Origin of the sequence: Actinospineispora acaciae DSM 45401 (assembly GCF_000620785.1) — a bacterium.
Taxonomy (GTDB): Bacteria; Actinomycetota; Actinomycetes; order Mycobacteriales; family Pseudonocardiaceae; genus Pseudonocardia; species Pseudonocardia acaciae.
Map to the genome: position 1 here is coordinate 1 of NZ_JIAI01000088.1, position 1,609 is coordinate 1,609.

General features: G+C 72.7%; 1 protein-coding gene. It reads left to right on the top strand.

Translation table 11 applies throughout. The features are described 5' to 3' along the window. Positions 1–1,609: hypothetical protein (locus tag N912_RS65000; protein ID WP_028928025.1), on the top strand; the 1,609-nt coding region annotated here is incomplete at both ends.

Consider the following 1,609-nt stretch of genomic DNA (forward strand, 5'->3'; position numbering starts at 1 on the left):
AGCAGGCCGCCGCCTACAACACCCAACGCCGCCAGGTCGACGAGCTCACCGCACGACTACACGACACCACCGGCCACAACTCCGCCGACTGGGCCAACCCCGGCCGTGACGGCGCCGGCGCCGCCTGCTCGGCCGACGGGGCGTTCGGCCAATGCTCCACCGCCTCGATCGACCCCACCAACGGCCGGTCCACCCAGGACCAGAGCCTGTGCCTGATCGGCATCTCCACCTGCGCCAGCAACTCCACCACCGGCGACCGGGCCGCCTCGGCCACCTGCGAGCTCAACGCCGGCTGCGCCACCACCAGCACCGCCGCCAAGACCAACGCGGCGACGACCTGCGGCACCGGCGACTGCACCACCACCACGGTCGCTGACACCCGAGGCGCCGACACCGCCTGCCAGGCCCGGGGCGGCTGCACCCACAACGCCAGCAGACCGACCAGCAAGACCGAAGGCGTCTCACAAACCAGCGGGGCGTGCACCAAGGACTGCGCCGTGACCGGCTTCGCCACCCGGGCCGACGCCGGCTCGGACTGCCAAGCCCGCAACGGCGCCTGCGACACCACCTCCATCGGCCGCCGCGCCACCAGCAGCGCCCCGGCCGATCAGACAGCTGCCCAGGCCACGCGGACCAGCAAGGACAACGGCGAGGCCGTCAGCACCGCGCACTGCCAGGCCAACACGGTCGGCTGCGACACCACCACCACGGTGCAGGCAGGCGCGCAGGCTTCCGTCCGCTGCGCCCAGGGCGCCACCGACTGCTCCGGTAACGCCGCCACCACCACCAACGCCAAGACCGAGCACACCACGACCACCCCCGAGAAGCCCGCGGTCGAGGCGGACCCGACCACCGCACAGGCCGCCACCCCGGCCACCCCGGCAAAGACGAACACCGACAGCCGCACCCGGACCGGCAGCGCCATCTGCCAGGTCACCGCCGGGACGTGCACCTCCGCCACCGGCCCAGGCAAGGATGACTCCGTGCTGGCCCACGGCAGTCTCGACTGCGACCACGCCAAGGGCTGCACGGGCAAGGCCGCCACCGCCACCAACGCCACGATCACCACCGGCACCGACGGCAAGACCGCCACCCGCACCACCGACGCCCACCACGACTGCACCCTCGCCGGCGAGTCCGGCGACTGCTCCACCGACGCCAGCTCCACCGTCACCAACAACACAACCCACGACGACCTCGACGCCCGGCGCGCGGCCGCGACCACGGCGGACGGCTTGACCGCGACCAGCAAGACGATCGCCACCCTCACCTGCGACTCGGCCGACTGCACAGCCACCGCGAAGGGCGCCACCACCGGCACCGCCTCCGGAGACGTCGCCGAACGCGCCAGCAAGAGCACCACCGGCTGCGAGGTCCACGGCACCGACGGCACCTGCGGCTCGACCGCCGACACCAAGCTCACCTACCGGCAGGCTCAGACCGGCCCCGACGGCAAAACCCAACCAGCCAGCGTGGTCAGCGTCTCCCACGCCGACGCCCAGATCCGCTGCCAAAACAGCGCCGAGTGCGGCGGCAAAGCCCACACCGAAACCTCCGCCCTCGACACCGCCGTCTCCAAGGACTGGCGCGGCGCGGCCACCGACGCCAA